The sequence below is a fragment of the Streptomyces showdoensis genome (genome assembly GCF_039535475.1).
Taxonomy (GTDB): domain Bacteria; phylum Actinomycetota; class Actinomycetes; order Streptomycetales; family Streptomycetaceae; genus Streptomyces; species Streptomyces showdoensis.
This window is the reverse complement of sequence record NZ_BAAAXG010000026.1, coordinates 1,341,852-1,361,285: the sequence shown is the minus strand read 5'-3', so window position 1 is coordinate 1,361,285 and position 19,434 is coordinate 1,341,852. Positions and strand designations below refer to the sequence as shown.

The 19,434-nt window shown below is 71.4% G+C and carries 18 protein-coding genes and 1 pseudogene; 7 read left to right on the top strand and 12 right to left on the bottom strand.

All coding sequences use genetic code 11. From position 1 onward, the window contains the following. The first annotated feature begins 56 nt into the window (after nt 1-56). From ABD981_RS18980 to ABD981_RS18965, 4 genes are all read left to right on the top strand, one after another. Nucleotides 57-1,079, top strand: a complete 1,023-nt coding sequence (locus ABD981_RS18980; protein WP_382747318.1) for a C40 family peptidase — start codon at nt 57-59, stop codon at nt 1,077-1,079. A 194-nt stretch (nt 1,080-1,273) separates the two neighbouring features. Beyond that, nucleotides 1,274-1,984, top strand: coding sequence for a phosphatase PAP2 family protein (locus tag ABD981_RS18975; protein WP_046908547.1), 711 nt, complete (start codon nt 1,274-1,276; stop codon nt 1,982-1,984). Between the two features lie 284 nt (nt 1,985-2,268). Continuing rightward, on the top strand, nt 2,269-3,087 hold the full coding sequence (locus ABD981_RS18970; protein WP_046908548.1) for an SCO4651 family lipoprotein: 819 nt from the start codon (nt 2,269-2,271) through the stop codon (nt 3,085-3,087). Between the two features lie 129 nt (nt 3,088-3,216). Beyond that, on the top strand, nt 3,217-3,402 hold the full coding sequence (locus ABD981_RS18965) for a hypothetical protein (RefSeq protein ID WP_382747305.1): 186 nt from the start codon (nt 3,217-3,219) through the stop codon (nt 3,400-3,402). 244 nt (nt 3,403-3,646) lie between these two features. Here the strand turns inward: ABD981_RS18965 and ABD981_RS18960 are convergent, their stop codons facing one another. Continuing rightward, a complete protein-coding gene (locus tag ABD981_RS18960) occupies nt 3,647-4,027 on the bottom strand; it encodes a metal-sensitive transcriptional regulator (RefSeq protein ID WP_046908550.1) in 381 nt (126 codons plus the stop codon). A gap of 193 nt (nt 4,028-4,220) precedes the next feature. On the opposite strand from ABD981_RS18960, the gene ABD981_RS18955 reads away from it, so the two are divergent. Both ABD981_RS18955 and ABD981_RS18950 read left to right on the top strand, forming a co-directional pair. Continuing rightward, the gene (locus ABD981_RS18955) at nt 4,221-4,841 is read left to right on the top strand and encodes a DUF47 domain-containing protein (RefSeq protein ID WP_046908551.1); all 621 of its coding nucleotides are present in this window, start codon (nt 4,221-4,223) and stop codon (nt 4,839-4,841) included. A 5-nt stretch (nt 4,842-4,846) separates the two neighbouring features. Further along, nucleotides 4,847-5,845: an inorganic phosphate transporter gene (locus tag ABD981_RS18950; RefSeq protein ID WP_046908552.1), complete on the top strand. Its 999-nt coding sequence runs from the start codon at nt 4,847-4,849 to the stop codon at nt 5,843-5,845. 160 nt (nt 5,846-6,005) lie between these two features. Here ABD981_RS18950 and pstB read toward each other — a convergent pair whose 3' ends face one another. The 11 genes and pseudogenes from pstB to mshD all read right to left on the bottom strand — a co-directional run bounded on the left by pstB (nt 6,006) and on the right by mshD (nt 17,389). After that, entirely contained in the window at nt 6,006-6,782 is a 777-nt protein-coding gene (gene pstB, locus ABD981_RS18945; protein ID WP_046908553.1) for a phosphate ABC transporter ATP-binding protein PstB, read from the bottom strand. Nucleotides 6,783-6,807: 25 nt separating this feature from the next. Further along, the gene (gene pstA / locus ABD981_RS18940; RefSeq protein ID WP_046908554.1) at nt 6,808-7,881 is read right to left on the bottom strand and encodes a phosphate ABC transporter permease PstA; all 1,074 of its coding nucleotides are present in this window, start codon (nt 7,879-7,881) and stop codon (nt 6,808-6,810) included. Further along, nucleotides 7,878-8,861 (bottom strand): phosphate ABC transporter permease subunit PstC, encoded by a 984-nt coding sequence (pstC, locus tag ABD981_RS18935; protein WP_046908555.1) that lies wholly within the window; start codon nt 8,859-8,861, stop codon nt 7,878-7,880. The genes pstA and pstC overlap by 4 nt, the downstream gene beginning before the upstream one ends. Nucleotides 8,862-8,976: 115 nt before the next feature. Continuing rightward, nucleotides 8,977-10,110, bottom strand: coding sequence for a phosphate ABC transporter substrate-binding protein PstS (pstS, locus tag ABD981_RS18930; RefSeq protein WP_046908556.1), 1,134 nt, complete (start codon nt 10,108-10,110; stop codon nt 8,977-8,979). A gap of 197 nt (nt 10,111-10,307) precedes the next feature. Then, complete coding sequence (locus ABD981_RS18925; RefSeq protein ID WP_046908557.1) at nt 10,308-10,706, bottom strand: NUDIX hydrolase; 399 nt, start codon at nt 10,704-10,706, stop codon at nt 10,308-10,310. Next, on the bottom strand, nt 10,703-11,722 hold the full coding sequence (locus ABD981_RS18920) for a CHAD domain-containing protein (RefSeq protein WP_046908558.1): 1,020 nt from the start codon (nt 11,720-11,722) through the stop codon (nt 10,703-10,705). Before ABD981_RS18920 ends, ABD981_RS18925 begins: the two co-directional genes overlap by 4 nt. Then, nucleotides 11,709-13,962: pseudogene (locus ABD981_RS18915) on the bottom strand (RNA degradosome polyphosphate kinase). The gene ABD981_RS18920 and the pseudogene ABD981_RS18915 overlap by 14 nt, the downstream one beginning before the upstream one ends. 237 nt (nt 13,963-14,199) lie before the next feature. Further along, on the bottom strand, nt 14,200-15,153 hold the full coding sequence (locus ABD981_RS18910; RefSeq protein ID WP_046908560.1) for an ABC transporter permease: 954 nt from the start codon (nt 15,151-15,153) through the stop codon (nt 14,200-14,202). Continuing rightward, nucleotides 15,150-15,989 (bottom strand): ABC transporter ATP-binding protein, encoded by an 840-nt coding sequence (locus tag ABD981_RS18905; protein ID WP_046908561.1) that lies wholly within the window; start codon nt 15,987-15,989, stop codon nt 15,150-15,152. The genes ABD981_RS18910 and ABD981_RS18905 overlap by 4 nt, the downstream gene beginning before the upstream one ends. Next, on the bottom strand, nt 15,986-16,372 hold the full coding sequence (locus ABD981_RS18900) for a GntR family transcriptional regulator (protein WP_046908562.1): 387 nt from the start codon (nt 16,370-16,372) through the stop codon (nt 15,986-15,988). Before ABD981_RS18900 ends, ABD981_RS18905 begins: the two co-directional genes overlap by 4 nt. Before the next feature lie 90 nt (nt 16,373-16,462). After that, on the bottom strand, nt 16,463-17,389 hold the full coding sequence (mshD, locus tag ABD981_RS18895) for a mycothiol synthase (protein WP_046908563.1): 927 nt from the start codon (nt 17,387-17,389) through the stop codon (nt 16,463-16,465). Nucleotides 17,390-17,528: 139 nt separating this feature from the next. Here mshD and ABD981_RS18890 point away from each other — a divergent pair, with 139 nt between their 5' ends. Further along, complete coding sequence (locus tag ABD981_RS18890) at nt 17,529-19,370, top strand: bifunctional metallophosphatase/5'-nucleotidase (RefSeq protein ID WP_046908564.1); 1,842 nt, start codon at nt 17,529-17,531, stop codon at nt 19,368-19,370. Nucleotides 19,371-19,434: the final 64 nt, after the last annotated feature.

Below are 19,434 nucleotides of genomic sequence, written 5' to 3'. Positions count from 1 at the left end.
CCGCGCCTAGACTGGCGTGGCGGGGCGTACTGCCAGGAGCCGAGGGGTGGTTGACGGTGCGTAAGGCGCGCGGAGCGTGGCTGGTGGCCGGTGGGGTGTTCGGTGTCTGCCTCAGCTTTGTCGCCCTGATCGTCGTCGGGACCTACTCCGCCGCCGCGGGGCTCATCGGCGGGGCCGGCGGCAAGAACGGGACCGTGGCCCTCGCGAAGGGGGCGGTGCCCGCCGCGTACCAGGGGCTGGTGCAGAAGTGGGGCAACCTCTGTCCGGCCATCAACCCCGCGCTCCTCGCCGCCCAGCTCTACCAGGAGAGCGGCTGGAACCCGACCATCGTCTCGCCGGCCAACGCCCGGGGCATCGCCCAGTTCATCCCCGGGACGTGGGCCGGGCACGGCATCGACGGCGACGGGGACGGCGACCGTGACGTGTGGGACCCGGCGGACGCGATCCCGTCGGCCGCCTCGTACGACTGCGAGCTGGCCGGCTACGTGAAGGACGTGCCGGGGGACCCCACGAACAACATGCTCGCCGCGTACAACGCCGGTGCCTACCGGGTCATCAGGTCCGGCGGCGTGCCGCGGATCAGCGAGACCCAGAACTACGTGCGGATCATCCGCTCCCTGGAGAAGAGCTTCGCCCGCCCGGTCGGCCGGGTCGACCCCTCGCGGCAGGCGGCCGGGGCGATCTACTACGCGCAGCAGAAGCTCGGCACGCCGTATCTGTGGGGCGGTACGGGGACGGCGGCGCAAAATGGCCGGTTCGACTGCTCGGGGCTGACCCAGGCCGCGTACCTGGAGGTCGGGATCGAGCTGCCGCGCGTGGCCAACGACCAGTACAACGCCGGGCCGCACCCCAGCCGCGACGAGCTGCTGCCGGGAGACCTGGTCTTCTTCTCCGACGACCTGACCAATTCGCGTGCCATCAGGCACGTCGGGATCTACGTGGGCGGCGGCTACATGATCGACGCCCCGCGCACCGGGGCCGTGATCCGCTTCGACCGGATCGACACGCCGGACTACTTCGGGGCCACCCGGGTCACGGCGGACGGGGCGGCGGCCCTGCCGAAGGGACTCCCGCAGTAGCGGGGGCGCGCCCGGGGCCTGGCCGGAACCCTTCGTCGGGGCGCGGCCCTGAGCTGCGACGACCCGTCACCTTTCGATAACGTCCTCGTGATCTTGGGCGGAGAGCGGAACGCTGCCTTCGGGCGGATCGTTCACCGATCCGACCACTCCGACCACGGGGGTTGGACACCACACACAGCAAGGGGCCGCAGCAGATGGCTGGACTCGCATCGGACGGTTCGAACCCCGATGTCAGCCTGCTCTACGACATCAACGGGCTGGCGAAGGCCGCCCCTCCGTGGTTCGACCGCGTCATGGGCTTCGTGGGCGAGTACGGCATCATGCTCGGCCTCGTCCTCCTCGCGCTCGGCTGCTGGTGGAGCGTGCGCCGGCGCGGCACCCCCGCCGACTCGGTCGCCGGGCTCGCCGCGCTGATCTGGGCCCCGCTCGCGGCCGGCGTCGCGCTCCTGGTCAACATCCCGATCCGCGGCTTCGTCGAACGCCCCCGGCCGTTCAACGACCACCAGGGCCTGGAGGTCCTGGTCCAGGGCAAGACCGACTTCTCGTTCGTCAGCGACCACGCCACCATGGCGATGGCCATCGCCGTCGGGATCTTCGTCGCCCACCGCCGCTTCGGCCTGGCCGCCATCGGCCTCGCGCTGACCGAGGGCTTCTGCCGCGTCTACATGGGCGTGCACTACCCGACCGACGTCGTCGGCGGCCTCGCGCTCGGCACCGCCGCCGCCCTGCTCCTCGCGCCGCCCGCGCTCGCCCTGCTCACCCCGGTCGTCTCCGCCGTCGCCCGCTCCCCGCGCGGCGCCCGGCTGGTCCGCTCCCGGCGCGCCGCCGAGCACCTCGCGGTGGCCGAAACCGTCGGTATGCCGGAGTCCCGGCTCGGCTCGGGCGAACGGGACCTCGCCGCCTAGGGTCCGGCTTCGCCATCGCGCCGGGCCCGGCCTGGCGGGGGTGTCCTCAGGACCGGGCGGACTCCAGGTGTTGGGCCGCGTCCCCGCGGGCCCGCTCGCGTGATCTTCGGGCCGGGCCCGTCCAACCGCAGCTGCACCGGGCGATCGCGAACGAGCCGCGTTCCGTGGTCTCCGTCTGATGCACGGCATCCACCGTACTGCGCGTGACGGGCCGCGCCGACCGTCGTTATCCGGACGGGTGGGACCCGGGCGGACAACGGTACGGCGTTGGGGGTTGGCAGGCGATGCTGGTGCGGAACGGATGCTCGGGCGGCGCGTGGACCGTCGCCGCCGCGCTGATGGGGACGATGGCCGTCGGCGGCTGCGCCGCCCCCGTGGACGACGCCGAGCCGGGCGGCGACCCGGCGCAGACCGTACGCGGTGCGGCCGAGGCGCTCGCCCGGGCGGGCTCCTCCCGGGCCAGCACCTCCATGGAGATGGCCTCCGGCGGCACCCGCGTCACCATCCGCGGCGAGGGCGGCTACGACTTCCGCCGCCGCACCGGCACGCTCCAGGTGATCCTCCCCAAGGACGCCGCGGGCGAGAGCGAGCACCGGCCCATCACGGAGCTGCTCGCGCCCGGCGCGCTCTACATGAAGAACCGGGGCGCCGGCGTCCCCGCCGACAAGTGGGTGCGGGTCGACACCACCGCCCTCGACGACGGCAACCTGGTCACCGGCGGCGCCACCGACCCCGCCGCCGCCGCCGAGCTGCTGCGCGGCGCCCGCACGGTGGCGTACGTGGGCGAGGTCGACCTCGCCGGGGTGAAGGTCCGCCACTACCGGGGCGTCGCCGACATCGGCGAGGCCGCCCGGCACGCCTCCCCGCAGGTCCGCGGGGCGCTCGCCGCCGCGGCGAAAGGGTTCACCACGGACACGGTGCCCTTCGACGCGTATCTGGACGGGGAGGGGCTGCTGCGCAAGGTCCGCCACCAGTTCAGCTTCAGCAACCAGGGACGCACGGTCGCGGTCGCCTCGACCACGCTGCTGTACGGGTTCGGCGCGCGGGTGACGGTCACGCTGCCGGACCACCGGGACATCTACGCCGGGAAGATCAAGGTCTGAACGGCCCCGTCCGGGCACCCGGGCTCGGGCCGTGGTGGCCATCGCCAAATGGTCCGGACGTGTCATGTGCGGTCCGTAGGGCGCTCCCTACGCTGGGAGACCGACTCCGGCAGGAAGAGGTGAATGCGCATGGCTCCGCCGCCCGCCACCGCGACCGCGCTCAGCGACCCCGAGCGCATCGCCCTGGCCGAGATCGAACTGTGCGGTGAGCTGATCATCGCGGCCTCGGCCGCCGCCGAGGAGCGGCTGAGCGCCGACCGCATCGACGAGGTGCTCCGGGTCGGCGCGAGGCGTCCGCACCAGGGCCGTCCCTAGGCGGGCCCGGCCTCGGGCCGGAGCCTGCCGCCCGTACCGGGGTGCCTTCCGTACGGGGTGCGCCGTCCGTACGTGGTTCGCCGCCCGTACCGGGGTGCCTTCCGTACGGGGTGCGCCGTCCGTACGTGGTTCGCCGCCCGTACCGGGGTGCCTTCCGTACGGGGTGCGCCGTCCGCGCCCGGAGCCGCCGCCCGCGCGGGCCGCTCGGCGCCGGGGGCGGCGCGGGGCGTCCCGCACGGGGGGCTCAGGTGCGCATCATGCGGGCGATGGCCTTGGTGGCCTCCTCGACCTTCGCCTCGATCTCGTCGCCGCCCTTGGTCGCCGCGTCCGCCACGCAGTGGCGCAGGTGCTCCTCCAGGAGCTGGAGCGCGAAGGACTGGAGGGCCTTCGTGGAGGCCGAGACCTGGGTGAGGATGTCGATGCAGTACACGTCCTCGTCGACCATGCGCTGCAGCCCGCGGATCTGCCCCTCGATGCGGCGCAGCCGCTTGAGGTGCTCGTCCTTCTGCTTGTGGTAGCCGTGCACGCCGTGGTCGTGGTCCGTGCCGGCGGCGCCGGCCGAGGGGTCGGCCGCCGGGTCGGCCGTGGCCTCGGGGCTGAGCTGGTCCGCCTCGGTGGTCGTCATCGCGTCCTCCCGTTGTCCAGAAAGGGTGTGTATACCCCTCGTGGGTATATGGTACCGATCCCCGCCGAACCGGGCGGGGGCCCGTGCAGATCACTGTGCCTGATGGGCGACACTGAAGGGACGCCGGTTAGCCGTGGCCGGATGATGCGCCTAGCATCAGCCTGACCGAAACCCAGCACCCCGAGGACCCCACGTGCGATTTCGTCTGACCCCCAGGGAGACGAGCTTCTATGACATGTTCGCCGCGTCCGCGGACAACATCGTCACGGGCGCCAAGCTCCTGATGGAACTGCTCGGAGCGGATGCCTCCGCCCGGGCCGAGATCGCGGAACGGATGCGGGCAGCGGAGCACGCCGGCGACGACGCGACCCACGCCATCTTCCACCAGCTGAACTCCTCGTTCATCACGCCGTTCGACCGCGAGGACATCTACTCCCTCGCGTCCTCCCTCGACGACATCATGGACTTCATGGAGGAGGCCGTCGACCTGGTCGTCCTCTACAACATCGAGGAACTGCCCAAGGGCGTCGAGCAGCAGATCGAGGTGCTGGCCCGGGCCGCCGAGCTCACCGCCGAGGCCATGCCGAACCTGCGGACCATGGACAACCTCACGGAGTACTGGATCGAGGTCAACCGGCTCGAGAACCAGGCCGACCAGATCCACCGCAAGCTCCTGGCGCACCTCTTCAACGGCAAGTACGACGCCATCGAGGTGCTGAAGCTCAAGCAGGTCGTGGACGTACTGGAAGAGGCGGCCGACGCCTTCGAGCACGTGGCCAACACGGTGGAGACCATCGCGGTCAAGGAGTCCTGAGCTTCGTGGACACCTTCGCTCTGATCGTGACCATCGGTGTCGCGCTCGGCTTCACGTATACGAACGGCTTCCACGACTCCGCCAACGCCATCGCCACCTCGGTGTCGACCCGGGCGCTGACCCCCCGGGCCGCGCTCGCGATGGCCGCGGTCATGAACCTCGCGGGTGCCTTCCTCGGCAGCGGGGTCGCCAAGACGGTCAGCGAGGGTCTGATCGAGACGCCGCACGGCGACAAGGGGATGGGCATCCTCTTCGCCGCGCTGGTCGGCGCGATCATCTGGAACCTCGTCACCTGGTACTTCGGTCTGCCGTCCTCCTCCTCGCACGCCCTGTTCGGCGGCATGGTGGGCGCGGCGCTCGCGGGCGGCACCGAGGTCATCTGGTCGGGCGTGCTCGACAAGGTCGTCATCCCGATGTTCGTCTCGCCGGTGGTCGGTCTGGTCGCCGGTTACCTGGTCATGTGCGTGATCCTGTGGCTGTTCCGCAAGGCCAACCCGCACAAGGCCAAGCGCGGCTTCCGCATCGCGCAGACCGTCTCGGCGGCCGGCATGGCGCTCGGCCACGGTCTGCAGGACGCGCAGAAGACCATGGGCATCGTGGTGATGGCCCTGGTCATCGCCGACGTCCAGCAGGCGGGCGACGAGATCCCGGTCTGGGTGAAGATCGCCTGCGCCGTGATGCTGTCGCTGGGCACGTACGCGGGCGGCTGGCGGATCATGCGGACCCTCGGCCGCAAGATCATCGAGCTGGACCCGCCGCAGGGCTTCGCCGCGGAGACCACGGGCGCCTCGATCATGTTCGGCTCGGCGTTCCTCTTCCACGCGCCGATCTCCACGACCCACGTCATCACCTCGGCGATCATGGGTGTGGGCGCCACCAAGCGCGTCAACGCGGTGCGCTGGGGCGTCGCCAAGAACATCATCCTCGGCTGGTTCATCACGATGCCGGCGGCGGCGCTGGTGGCCGCCTTGAGCTACTACGTGGTGGCGCTGTTCTTCGGTTAGGAGCCGCGCCCACGGCGCGGTGCACCCACGTGGTTGGGCCCGGCTCCCCTGTGGGGGAGCCGGGCCCTTGTGCGTCATACGGCGGCACCGCCATGCAGCGCCGTACGACGGTCCTGGGGCCGGTCCGGACGAGCGGTCCGGACCGGCGGTGCCCGGAGGCCTATCCGAAGCGGCCGGAGATGTAGTCCTCGGTCGCCTGGACGCTCGGGTTGGAGAAGATGCGCTCGGTGTCGTCCAGCTCGATGAGCTTGCCGGGCTGGCCGACGGCCGCCAGGTTGAAGAACGCCGTACGGTCCGAGACGCGGGCGGCCTGCTGCATGTTGTGCGTCACGATGACGATCGTGAAGCGCTCCTTCAGCTCGCCGATGAGGTCCTCGATGGCGAGGGTGGAGATCGGGTCGAGGGCCGAGCAGGGCTCGTCCATCAGCAGGACGTCCGGCTCGACCGCGATGGCGCGGGCGATGCACAGGCGCTGCTGCTGGCCGCCGGAGAGGCCGGAGCCGGGCTTGTTGAGCCGGTCCTTGACCTCGTTCCAGAGGTTGGCGCCCTTGAGGGAGCGCTCGACGATGTCGGCCAGTTCGGACTTCTTGTAGCTGCCGTTGAGCCGCAGGCCCGCCGCCACGTTGTCGAAGATCGACATGGTGGGGAAGGGGTTGGGGCGCTGGAAGACCATGCCGACCGTGCGGCGCACCGCGACGGGGTCGACGTTGGTGCCGTACAGGTTCTCGTCGTCCAGCATCACCTTGCCCTCGACGCGGCCGCCGGGGGTGACCTCGTGCATGCGGTTCAGGGTGCGCAGGAAGGTGGACTTGCCACAGCCGGACGGGCCGATGAAGGCCGTCACGGAGCGGGGCTCGACGGTCATGGAGATGTCGTCGATGGCCTTGTGGTTGCCGTAGTAGGCGGAGAGGCCGCTGACGTCGATTCGCTTGGCCATATCAATTCACTTCCAGTGTGCCGCGTCAGCGGCCGGTCTTGGGGGCCTTCCAGCGGGCGATGCCGCGGGCCACCATGTTGAGGATCATGACGAAGGCGATCAGGACGAGCGCGGCGGCCCAGGCGCGGGCCACGGCGGCGTCGGTGCCGACCGCGTACTGCTCGTACACGTAGAGCGGCAGGGAGGACTGGGCGCCTTCGAAGGGGTTCGGGTTGATGAGCTTCGTACCGAACACGAGGAGGAGTACGGGGGCCGTCTCACCGGTGATGCGGGCGACCGCGAGCATGACGCCCGTGGTGATGCCGCCGATCGCGGTGGGCAGGACCACCTTCAGGATCGTGCGCCACTTGGGGACGCCGAGCGCGAGGGAGGCCTCGCGCAGCTCGTTCGGGACGAGCTTCAGCATCTCTTCGGTGGAGCGGACGACGACCGGCATCATCAGGATCGCGAGGGCCATCGCGCCGGCGAACCCGGAGGGCCCGAAGCCCAGCATCAGGTTCCAGGTGGCGAGGATGAAGAGGCCCGCGACGATCGAGGGGATGCCCGTCATGACGTCGACGAAGAAGGTGACGGCCTGGGCGAGCTTTCCGCCGCCGTACTCGACGAGGTAGACCGCGGTCAGCAGGCCGATGGGCGCGGCGATCAGCGTCGCGATGGCGACCTGCTCGATGGTGCCGAGCAGCGCGTGGTAGACGCCGCCGCCGGTCTCGGCGTCGAGGACGCCGTTCATCGAGTGGCTGAGGAAGTACGGGTCGAGCGCTTCCATGCCCTTGCTGATGGTGACCCAGGCGAGCGAGAGCAGCGGGACCACGGCGAGGACGAAGCAGACCCAGACGAGGCTGGTCGCGACGCGGTCCTTGGCCTGGCGGGAGCCCTCCACCTTGGTGGTGATCCCGTACGTGGCGAGGACGAAGAGCAGTGCGGCGATCAGGCCCCACTGGACCTTGCTGTGCCAGCCGGCGGCGAGGCCGATGCCGCAGGCCGCGGCGATCGAGCCGACGGCGACGGCGGCCGGGGTCCAGCGCGGGAGCCGGGCGTGGGAGAGGGAGCGGCGCGGGCCGGTCGTGGTGACGGGCCGGTCCTGTATGGCGTGGCTCATGCGTTCGCCCCCGAGTACTCCTTGCGGCGCGCGATGATCATGCGAGCGGCGCCGTTGACCAGCAGGGTGATGACGAAGAGGACGAGGCCCGAGGCGATCAGGGCGTCCCGGCCGAACTCGTTGGCCTCGTTGAACTTCGCGGCGATGTTCTGGGCGAAGGTGCCGCCGCCCGGGTCGAGCAGGTGGCCCGAGAGCACGAAGCTGGGGGAGAGGACGACGGCCACGGCCATCGTCTCGCCGAGGGCGCGGCCGAGGCCGAGCATCGAGGCGGAGATGATGCCGGAGCGGCCGAAGGGCAGCACCGACATGCGGATGACCTCCCAGCGCGTGGCGCCGAGGGCGAGCGCGGCCTCCTCGTGCATCCGCGGGACCTGGAGGAAGACCTCGCGGGTCACGTTGGTGATGATCGGGAGGATCATGATCGCCAGCAGGATGCCGACGGTGAACATGTTGCGGGCCACGCCGTCGCTGGACTTGTCGAAGATGTACGTCCAGCCCAGGTACTGGTCGAGCCACATGTTGAGGCCGCCGAGGTACGGGACGAGGAAGATCGCGCCCCAGAGGCCGTAGATGATGCTGGGCACGGCGGCGAGCAGGTCGACCACGTAGGCGAGCGGCTTGGCCAGCTTGCGCGGGGCGTAGTGCGAGATGAACAGCGCGATGCCGATCGCGACGGGCACGGCGATCGCCATGGCGATCACCGAGGACACGACCGTGCCGAAGGCGAGGACCGCGATGCCGAAGACCGGCGGGTTCGCGGCCGGGTTCCACTCGAAGGTCGTGAAGAAGTTGGTGCTGTCCTGCGAGATCGCGAGGACGGCGCGGTACGTGAGGAAGACCGCGATGGCGGCCATGATCACGAGGAGGGTGATGCCGGAGCCGCGGGACAGACCGCTGAAGACGCGGTCCCCGGCGCGGCCCACGCTCTTGGCGCGGCGGCTGCTCCGTATGTCGGGTGAGTCGGGTGTTGTCGTAGCCATCTGCTTCTCCGGTCTGCGGGGCCGGTACGGGGGGCGTACGGGCTCCTGGCGGCGGTGCACCGGATGCCGGGTCCGGCCCCTCCACGGGAGGTGAGGGGCCGGACCCGGCCGGGGGTCAGGACAGGGTGGGGACGATCTCGCGGACCTTGGCCGCGATCTCGGCCGGGAGCGGGGCGTAGCCGGCGTCGGAGAGGACCTTCTGGCCCTCCTCGCTGGCGGTGTAGTTCAGGAAGGCCTTCAGGGTCGGCAGGGTCTCCGCCTTGTTGCCCTTGTCGCAGGCGATCTCGTACGTCACCAGGGTGAGCGGGTAGGCGCCCTCGGCCTTGGTGGTGTAGTCGAGGGAGAGGGCCAGGTCGCTGCCGGTGCCCTTGACCTTGGCGGCGGCGATGGCCTTGGAGGCGTTCTCCGTGGTGGCCGCGACCGGGGCGGAGGCGCCGGTGTTGATGCTGACCGTGGAGATCTTGTTGGCGGTGGCGTAGGAGAGCTCGAAGTAGCCGATGGAGCCCTCGGCGTCCTTGACCGCGGTGGCGACACCGGAGGAGCCGTTGGCGGCCTGGCCACCCGGGGCGGGCCACGACTTCGTCTTCGGGTCGTACTTCCAGTCGGCCTTCGCGGTGGCCGAGAGGTACTTGCCCAGGTTCTGGGTGGTGCCCGACTCGTCCGAGCGGTGGAAGGCCTGGATGGTGGAGTCGGGGAGCTTGGCGCCCGGGTTCAGCTTGGCGATCGCCGGGTCGTTCCACTTGGTGATCTTCGTGTCGAAGATCTTCGCCAGGGTGGGGGCGTCGAGGACCAGGTTGTCCACGCCGTCCAGCTTGTAGCCGATGGCGATGGGGCCGCCGACCATCGGCAGGTTGACGCCCTTGCCGCCCTTGCAGATCTTCTGCGACTCGGCGACCTCTTCGTCCTTGAGGGCGGAGTCGGAGCCGGCGAAGGTGACCTGGCCCTGGTTGAACTTGGTGATGCCACCACCCGAGCCGATGGCCTGGTAGTTGACCTCGACGCCCGAGCAGGCGGCCTGGAAGTTCTTGACCCAGAGGTCCATCGCGTTCTTCTGCGCGCTGGAGCCGGCGGCGAGGAGCTGGCCCTTGGCGCCGTCGCACTTGATGTTCGACGCGGCGGCGGAGGTCTTGCCACCGTCCTTGGTGGGCTCGTTGTTGTTGTCCGAACCACACGCCGAGAGGACGAGCGCGCCGGAGACGACGAGGGCACCGATCGCGGAGGCGCGAAGCCCGTTTCGCGAAAGCTTCACTTTCGGGTGTTCCTTCCAGGAGCCGCCTGGCGTGGACCTTGCTGTCCTGAACGTTCTACGGCGGCGTGTGTCGGGGTGGTGGGTGCCTGGGCTGTGCCGTGCACCTTGTACAGCCGAAATTAGGCAGAACAGGTGAAGTGGTCGACGGAGGAGAGTGAACGGGAAGTGAACCGTGCCAGAAGGTGAGGTGCGGTCCGTTATCGAGCCGTTGCCGAAAGCAGTGCGTCCAGGAGCTCGCGGTCGCGGGGCTGGGTGAGGCGGGCGCGGGCGTCGGCGGGCGGCAGCCAGACCAGGACGTCGACCTCGCGGGAGGGGGCGAAGGAGCCGTCGAGGGCCCGTGCGGCCCAGTAGGCGACCTCCTTCGGCTCCCCGTTCACCTCGTAACGGAGCGTGGGGAGGCGCGGGCCCGGCTCGCAGGCGTGGCCCGTCTCCTCGCGCACCTCGCGCAGCGCGCACTCGCGCAGCGTCTCGCCGCGCTTGAGCTTGCCCTTCGGATGCGACCAGTCGCCGTATTTCGGCCGGTGGACCAGGGCGATCTCGATGCCCCGGCCCGATGCGGCCGGGCGCCAGAGGACGCAGCCCGCGGCGAGGATCACGGGACGCCTGCCGTCGCGCGGGACCAGGCGCGCTGGAAGGTGAAGCGGGCGGCTTCGACGTCGTGGCGCTGGTCGGCGTGGAGGACACCGAGGGCGTACGCGGTGGCCGGGGCGATGCGGGGGGTGCGGGCTGCGGTGGCGGCGGCCGCGGCGGCTTCGGCGGCGTCGCGGTGCCGGTCGAGGGCGCGGCCCGCCTCGTAGAGCACCGGGTCCGGGTCGGCGCCGGCGTGCAGGACCTCGCCCGCGTAGCGGTGCAGGCGGAGCAGGGCGCGGGTGTGGTGCCAGGGGGCGTCCTGGTTCTCGCCGGCGGCCAGGGCGAGGGCCTCGGCGTTGTACGGGTGGGCCGCCCGGTTCAGCGGGAGGGCGGCGACCGCGTCGAGGAGGCGGTGCTCGACGACGGCGGCGGGGGCGTCCAGGACCTCCAGGGCGGGGGCGCCGCCGGCCGGGCCGAGCGGGACCTCGGAGGCGAGCAGGGCGACGGCGTCCGCGAGGGCGTGGAAGCGGGCGGAGCCCAGGGCCTGGAGGGCGGCGGAGTGGGCGCGGGTGCGGGCGAGGGTGAGCTGGCGTTCCAGGAGGGCGCCGGCGCGGGCGGCGCCGACGGTCAGGCCGGGGCCGGCGCTCTCGTGGCCCTCGGTGCGGCGGGCGGCCGGGACCGGGCCCGAGGTCCTGGTCAGGCCGGCCCCGCCGTTCGACAGCCGGGAGAGGGCGTCCACCAGGCGGACCAGCCGGGAGGTGCAGGCGTGCTCCAGGGCGAGGGTGCCGGAGAGCCAGGCCAGCTCGGTGCGGAGCTGGTCGGCCCAGGCGGGGTCGAGGAGCGGCCGGAAGGTGTGGAGGGTTCCGCTGATGCGGCGGGCGGCGGCCCGCAGCGTCCGGGTGGCCTCCTCGGCGCCGGCCGTGTCGGCACCGCTGTCCCCGTGGAGCCGCAGGCCGCGGAGGAAGTCCGCGGCCCGCGCGTGCAGGTAGGGGGTGAGCACCTCGCCGGCCGAGACCTCGGAGGTGATGTCAGGGTTGTGCACGCCGGCGCCTCCGCGCGTCGATGAGCATCTCCTGGACGTGCCGCAGGGGCTGGCCTTCGGGGTCGGTCGCGTGCCGCGTCCAGTTCCCGTCCGGGCCGAGGTGCCAGGAGGAGGTGGTGTCGGACATCCCGGTCTCCATGAGCCGGGTCAGAGCGGCCCGGTGGGCGGGGTCGGAGACCCGTACGAGGGCCTCGATCCGCCGGTCCAGGTTGCGGTGCATCATGTCGGCGCTGCCCAGCCAGACCTCGGGCTCGCCGCCGTTGCCGAAGGCGAAGACCCGGGAGTGCTCCAGGAAGCGGCCCAGGATCGAGCGGACCCTGATGTTGTCGGAGAGGCCCTCGACGCCGGGGCGCACGGCGCAGATGCCGCGGACCCAGATGTCGACCGGGACGCCGGCCTGGGAGGCCCGGTAGCAGGCGTCGATGATCGCCTCGTCGACGAGCGAGTTGACCTTGATCTTGACGTAGGCGGGCCGCCCGGCGCGGTGGTGGGCGACCTCCTTGTTGATCCGGGTGACCAGGCCGTCGCGGAGCGACTTGGGCGCGGTGAGCAGCCGGCGGTAGGTCTCGCGGCGGGAGTAGCCGGAGAGCCGGTTGAACAGGTCGGAGAGGTCGGCGCCGACCTGCGGGTCCGCGGTGAGCAGGCCGAGGTCCTCGTAGAGCCGGGCGGTCTTGGGGTGGTAGTTGCCGGTGCCGACGTGCGAGTAGCGGCGCAGGACCTCGCCCTCCTGGCGCACCACCAGGGAGAGCTTGCAGTGGGTCTTGAGGCCGACCAGGCCGTAGACGACGTGGCAGCCGGACTCCTCCAGCTTGCGGGCCCACTTGATGTTGGCCTGCTCGTCGAAGCGGGCCTTGATCTCGACGAGGACGAGGACCTGCTTGCCGGACTCGGCGGCGTCGATGAGGGCGTCGACTATCGGGGAGTCGCCGGAGGTGCGGTACAGGGTCTGCTTGATCGCGAGGACGTCGGGGTCGGCGGCCGCCTGCTCCAGGAAGGCCTGGACGGAGGTGGAGAAGGAGTCGTACGGGTGGTGCAGCAGCACGTCCCGCTCGCGGACCGCGGCGAAGATGTCGGGCGCGGAGGCGGACTCGACCTCGGCGAGGTCGCGGTGGGTGCCGGCGACGAACTTGGGGTACTTCAGCTCGGGCCGGTCCAGGGAGGCGATGCCGAAGAGGCCGGTGAGGTCGAGCGGGCCGGGCAGCGGGTAGACCTCGGCGTCGGAGATCTTCAGCTCGCGCACGAGCAGGTCGAGGACGTACGGGTCGATGGACTCCTCGACCTCCAGGCGGACCGGCGGGCCGAAGCGGCGCCGCATGAGCTCCTTCTCCAGGGCCTGGAGCAGGTTCTCGGCGTCGTCCTCCTCGACCTCCAGGTCCTCGTTCCTGGTGACCCGGAACATGTGGTGCGCGAGCACCTCCATGCCGGGGAAGAGCTCCTCCAGGTGCGCGGCGATGACGTCCTCCAGCGGGACGTAGCGCTCGGGGGAGGCCTCCAGGAAGCGGGAGAGCAGCGGCGGGACCTTGACGCGGGCGAAGTGGCGGTGGCCGCTGACCGGGTTGCGGACGACGACCGCGAGGTTGAGGGAGAGCCCGGAGATGTACGGGAAGGGGTGGGCCGGGTCGACGGCCAGCGGGGTCAGGACCGGGAAGATCTGCTGCCGGAACAGAGTGAAGAGGCGGGCCTGCTCCTTCTCCGTGAGCTCGGGCCAGCGGATGAGGTGGATCCCCTCGTCGGCGAGGGCCGGGGCGACGTCCTGCTGGAAGCAGGCGGCGTGCCGGGCCATGAGCTCGCGCGAGCGGGTCCAGATGAGGTCGAGCACCTCGCGGGGCTGCAGTCCGGAGGCGGAGCGGGTGGCGACTCCGGTGGCGATGCGGCGCTTGAGTCCGGCGACCCGGACCATGAAGAACTCGTCGAGGTTGGACGCGAAGATGGCGAGGAAGTTCGCCCGTTCGAGGAGGGGGGTGTGCGGGTCCTCGGCGAGTTCGAGCACCCGCTCGTTGAACGCGAGCCAGCTGCGCTCGCGGTCGAGGAAGCGTCCCTGGGGCAGTTCCCCGGTGTTGTCGTCGTCCTCGTAGGCGTCGAGATCGGCGTCCAGATCGGGTTCCAGGTCGCTGGTGGCCGCGCCGTTGACGGCGTGCGGCCGGTGGGCGGCTATGGATCCCAGGGACGGCTGGGGGGGACGTCTTCGAGGATGCCTTCGCGGACGGCTGGACCGGGACCTCGGCGGGCTGCTGGCTCATGGTCCCATTCTTCCGCGCGAAGGGCTGGTGGGGCGCGTCGGAGCGGGCCGTGGGGGAGGGCAGTCTCCCCTTGGGAAGTCTTCCCGGCGGAAGGGCGGACACGGAGCGCTTCATTGCGTGAGCGTCGCAAGCGCGTCTGAATGGTTGGTAACGGGGACGTGTCCTGCGGGAATCGGTGGCGGGGCCGCATCGGGCCCCGCCACCGGTGTCTCCCGGCTCCGGCCGGCCCGCCTCCGGCTACGGGTGCCGGGTGCGCAGCAGCCGGAAGGCGGCGAGGAGGGCGAGGGCGGTGAGGGCGAGGAGGATGCCGGTCTCCGCGAGCTGGGTGGGCCAGAAGTGGGACCGCGGGTGGTAGTCGAGGTACTGGCCGGTGATGCCCAGGTCGGGCGGGCAGTCGGTGAGGTTCCGGGTGTGCTCGAAGCAGGTCCACTCGGGGAGCCGGTCGCCGTGCGGGCCGATCATCCCGGAGTCCATCATGAGCCAGTCGCCGGCGGGCGGAACGAGCGGTGCGGTGTCCTTGCCGACCGGTCCGGTGACGGTGAGTACGGGCATCAGGCTCCAGCGCAGCTCGCCGAGGACCACGGTCAGCAGGGCGAGGACGGCGGCGGTGAGGGCCATCGCGGGGAGCGTGCGGCGGATCAGCAGTCCGACGAGGGCGCCGACGGCGACGGCGGCGAGGACGTAGCCGACGAGGACGATGCCGGTCCCCTCGTACGAGCCGCGGTCGCTCCAGGCGAGCTGGTACGTGCCCGAGACCCGGCCCCAGCCGAGCCGGTAGACGGCGAGGAGGGCGAGGGTGGCGGCGAGGGCGACGGTGGCGGTGGTGAGGAGCTTGGCGCGCAGCCAGGCCGCGGGGCGGACCGACTGGGTGAGGGCGAGCCGGTAGGTGCCGGACTCGAACTCGCGGGCGATCAGCGGGCCGGCCACGAAGGCGCCGGCGAGGAGGGGCAGCAGGAGGAGGCCCGTGCCCGCGTACTCCATGGCGATGCGCAGGGTCTCGTAGCCGCGGCTCTCGTCGGCGGGGGCCCAGGTGCCGTCCGGGAGGCGTACGTCGGGGGTCCGCCCGTCCCAGAGGCGCAGGCCGCCGATGACGGCGAGGGAGAGGAGCACCAGGGCTCCGGTCGTCCACAGGGTGCGCCGGTACTGGCGGACCGTCACCCAGGCGGGTCCCTTGAGGGCGAGGGTGCTCATGACCGGGCTCCTTCGGAGGTGCGGAGGTGGGCGAGGAGGAGGTCCTCCAGGGAGGGGGCGGTGGTCTCCCACGGGCCTTCGACGGGGCCCTCGCGGCGGATCAGGGCGGTGAGCTGACGGCCCGTCGTGCGGGACTCGACCACGGTGTGCGGGGCGAGGTCGGCGACCGGGCCGGTGAGCAGGGTGTGGGCGGTGAGCAGGTCGTCGACGGGGCCGTCGAGGCGGATCCGGCCGTCGGCGAGCAGGAGCAGGTGGTCGCAGGTGCCCTCCAGCTCGGTGAGGATGTGGGAGGACAGGACGACGGTCGTGCCGTGTTCGGCGGCCTCGGCCAGGAGGAGGCCCATCAGCTCCTTGCGGGCGAGCGGGTCGAGGTCGGCCATCGGTTCGTCGAGCAGCAGCAGTTCGGGGCGCTTGCCCAGGGCGAGGGCGAGGGCGAGGCGGGTGCGCTGGCCGCCGGAGAGGTCCTTGACGAGGGCTTCCGGGGGGAGCGCGCCGTCGACCGCCCGTGCGGCGGCGGCCCCGCCCCAGCGGCCGGGGTTGAGCTCGTGGCCCATGCGCAGGGTGTCGGCGACGGTGAGCCGCGCGTACAGCGGCTTGTCCTGGGCCACGTAGGCCAGGCGCTCGCGGGGCGGGGCGGTGACGGTGCCCTCGGTCGGGCGGAGCAGTCCGGCCGCGAGGCCCAGGAGGGTGGACTTGCCGGCGCCGTTGGGGCCGACGAGGGCGCAGACGCGGCCGGCGGGGAGGGCGAAGGAGCAGTCGCGCAGGGCCCAGGGCCGGGCGCGTCCTCCGTACCGTATGCCGAGGCCCTCGGCCTTCAGCGCCGTCGTGGTGGTCATGCGTCGTCCCCCTCGAAGAATGCTTCCAGTACGGATGTGAAGAGCGCGGTCACGTCCTCGCGGTCGAGCCCCTCGGCGCGGGCCCGGCGTGCCCAGTCGGCGAGTTCGCCGCGCAGGGGAGAGTCGGCGGGGCCGGTGCCGAGGGTGGCGCGGACGAAGGTGCCGAGGCCGCGGCGGGCCTCGACGAGGCCCTCGCGTTCCAGCTCCCGGTAGGCCTTGAGGACCGTGTTCGGGTTGACGGCCGTGGCCTCGACGACCTCGCGTGCGGTGGGCAGGCGGTCGCCGGGCTCCAGCAGGCCCATGCGCAGGGCCTGTTTGGTCTGCTGGACGATCTGGAGGTACGTGGCGACGCCGCTGCGCCGGTCGATGCGGTAGGCGAGCACGGGCCCTTCCACCACCCTTTCACTAATCAAGTAGTGAAAGGGTGGTGGAAAGAAGGGGGCGGTGTCAACCGCCCCCTGGCCGAACGGGGTTCAGGACTCCGTGCGGTACATCAGGTCGACCTCGTGGGTCCGGAAGCCGAGGCGCTCGTAGACCGTGACCGCCGCCGTGTTGTCGGCGTCCACGTACAGCATCGCCGTCGGCAGGGTCTGGGCCGCCAGGTGGCGCAGACCGGTCGCGGTCAGGGCCTTGCCGAGACCGCCGCCCTGGGCGTCGGGCAGCACGCCGACCACGTACACCTCGCCCAGCTGCTCCTCGGCGTGGACCTTGGTCCAGTGGAAGCCGACCAGCCGGCCGTCCCGCTCCGCGAGGAAGAAGCCCTTCGGGTCGAACCACGGCTCCGCCATCCGGTCGTCCAGGTCCCGCTGGGTGAGCGAGCCCTGTTCGGGGTGGTGCGCGAAGGCGGCCGCGTTGACCGCGAGCCAGGCCGCGTCGTCCTGGCCGGGCACGAAGGTGCGCACGGTGACGCCCTCCGGCAGCACCGGCTCCGGGATGTCCAGCGGCACCAGCGGGCGGCGCAGCTGGCGCAGTTCGCGGAACAGGGTCAGGCCGAGGACCTGCGCGAGGTGGCGGGCCGCCGACTTGCCGCCGTGCGCCCACACCCGCAGCCGCTTGCCGGAGGCGTCGAGCAGGGCGCTGCCCAGCGCCCGGCCGTGGCCGCGGCCGCGGTGCGAGGGGTGCACGACCAGCTCGGCCGCCGGGGCCTCGACCGGGTCGGTCTCCTCCAGCTGGGCGTAGCCGTAGAGGTGGGGGCCGACCGTCAGCAGGAAGTGGCGGACGCCCTCGCGGCGGCCGTGGCGCAGGTAGAGCCGCCCCTGCTCGGACACGGCGTGCATGCCGTCGGCGCGGTCGGCGGCCTCCAGGAGGTCGAGGACCGCCGTGACCTGCTCGGGGTTCAGCTCTTCGTAACTGGTGATCTGCCGTCCGGGTTCAAGGGCCGGCGCCGCGTCGGAAGTCATGGTGACGAGCCTACGGCCGGGGCGCGCCGCCTTGGGGCAGATCAATGGCAACCAGCTCGTAACCGGCCAACCCCTGTTGCGCTACGCGCGTTGACCCTAGGCTGCGCTCGCAGGACAGATCGGGATTCAAGGGGAGCGGATGGCAGTGAAGCGGTCGAAGACGAGCAGGGCGGGGCGGCGGATTCTCGTCGCCGGAGCGGGGCTTGCCACCATCGGTGCGCTCGTCGCCGCGATGCCCGCCGGCGCGTCGCAGGACGACGTGAGCGCCGACGGCGCGTCGTACGGCACCAACGGCAAGGGCTGGGGGCGGATGGTCGACGTCCAGCTGCTCTCCTTCAACGACCTGCACGGCAACCTGGAGCCCCCGGCCGGCTCCTCCGGCCAGGTCACGCAGACCAACCCGGACGGCACCACCACGAAGATCGACGCGGGCGGTGTCGAGTACCTGGCCACCCACCTGCGCCAGGCCCGTGAGGGGAATCGTTACTCCATCACGGCGGCCGCCGGTGACCTGATCGGCGCCTCGCCGCTGCTCTCGGGCCTCTTCCACGACGAGCCCACCATCGGCGCGCTCAACAAGCTGGACCTCGACGTCACCTCGGTCGGCAACCACGAGTTCGACGAGGGCGCGCGCGAGCTGGCCCGCATGCAGAACGGCGGCTGTCACCCGACCGCCGGCTGTTTCGTCGAGGGCAAGAAGTTCAAGGGCGCCGACTTCCCGTACCTCGCGGCCAACGTGACGAACGAGAAGACCGGCAAGCCGCTGCTCGACCCGTACTTCATCTGGGAGAAGAACGGCGTCCGGATCGGCTTCATCGGCGTGACCCTGGAGGGCACCCCGAACGTCGTCACCGCCGAGGGCGTCAAGGGCCTGAAGTTCGGCGACGAGGTCGAGACGATCAACAAGTACACGAAGATCCTGGAGCGCAAGGGCGTCAAGTCCATCGTCGCCCTGGTGCACGAGGGCGGCATGCCGGCCTCGGCCTCGTACAACTACAACTGCGACGGTGACGGCGACGGCGACGGCGAGGGCGTCTCCGGCGCGATCGTCGACATCGCGAAGAACGTCTCGCCGCAGGTCGACGCGCTGGTCACCGGCCACACCCACCAGGCCTACGTGTGCAGCATCCCCGACCCGTCGGGCAAGCCGCGCCTGGTCACCTCGGCCTCCTCGTTCGGCAAGCTCTACACGGACACCACCCTGACCTACGACCGCCGCACCAAGGACATCGTCCGCACCGCGGTCGCCTCGGCCAACCACGTCGTCTCGCGCGACGTCCCGAAGGCCGCGGACCTCACCAAGCTGATCGACGACTGGAAGGCGCTCGCCGCCCCGGTCGCGAACCGCCCGCAGGGCTACATCGCCGCCGACATCAACGGCCGCGGCTCCACGGCCTACGAGAAGCCGCTCGGCGACCTGATCGCCGACGCGCAGCTGGAGGGTCTGGCCCCCGCGGACAAGGGCGGCGCCCAGGTCGCGCTGATGAACCCGGGCGGCATCCGCTCCGACCTCGTCTACAAGGCGTCCGGCGCCGAGGGCGACGGTGTGGTGACCTACGGCGAGTCCTTCACGGTCCAGCCCTTCACCAACATGATGAACGTGGTCGACCTGTCCGGCGCGAACCTGATCGCCGCGCTGAAGCAGCAGGTCAGCGGTTCGAACCTGAACTCGGTCAAGATCCTCCAGGTCTCCAGGGGGCTGACCTACACGCTCGACATGACGAAGACGGGCGCGGACCGCGTCGTCGACGGCACGATCAAGCTGAACGGTGAGGCGATCGACCCGGCGAAGACCTACCGCGTCGCGATGAACGAGTTCCTCGCGGGCGGCGGCGACGGCTTCCCGGCGCTGGCGACGGGCACCAACAAGCTGGTCGGCGCGTCGGACCTGGACGTCTTCAACGCGTACCTGGCGGCCAAGTCCTCGGCCACGGCCCCGCTGGCGGTGCCGGCGGCGGACCGGATCACGGTCGTGAAGTAGGTCTCCGGAGGTAAGGGAGGGGCGGTGTCCGCTGCGGCGGGCACCGCCCCTTTCCGTTGCCCGT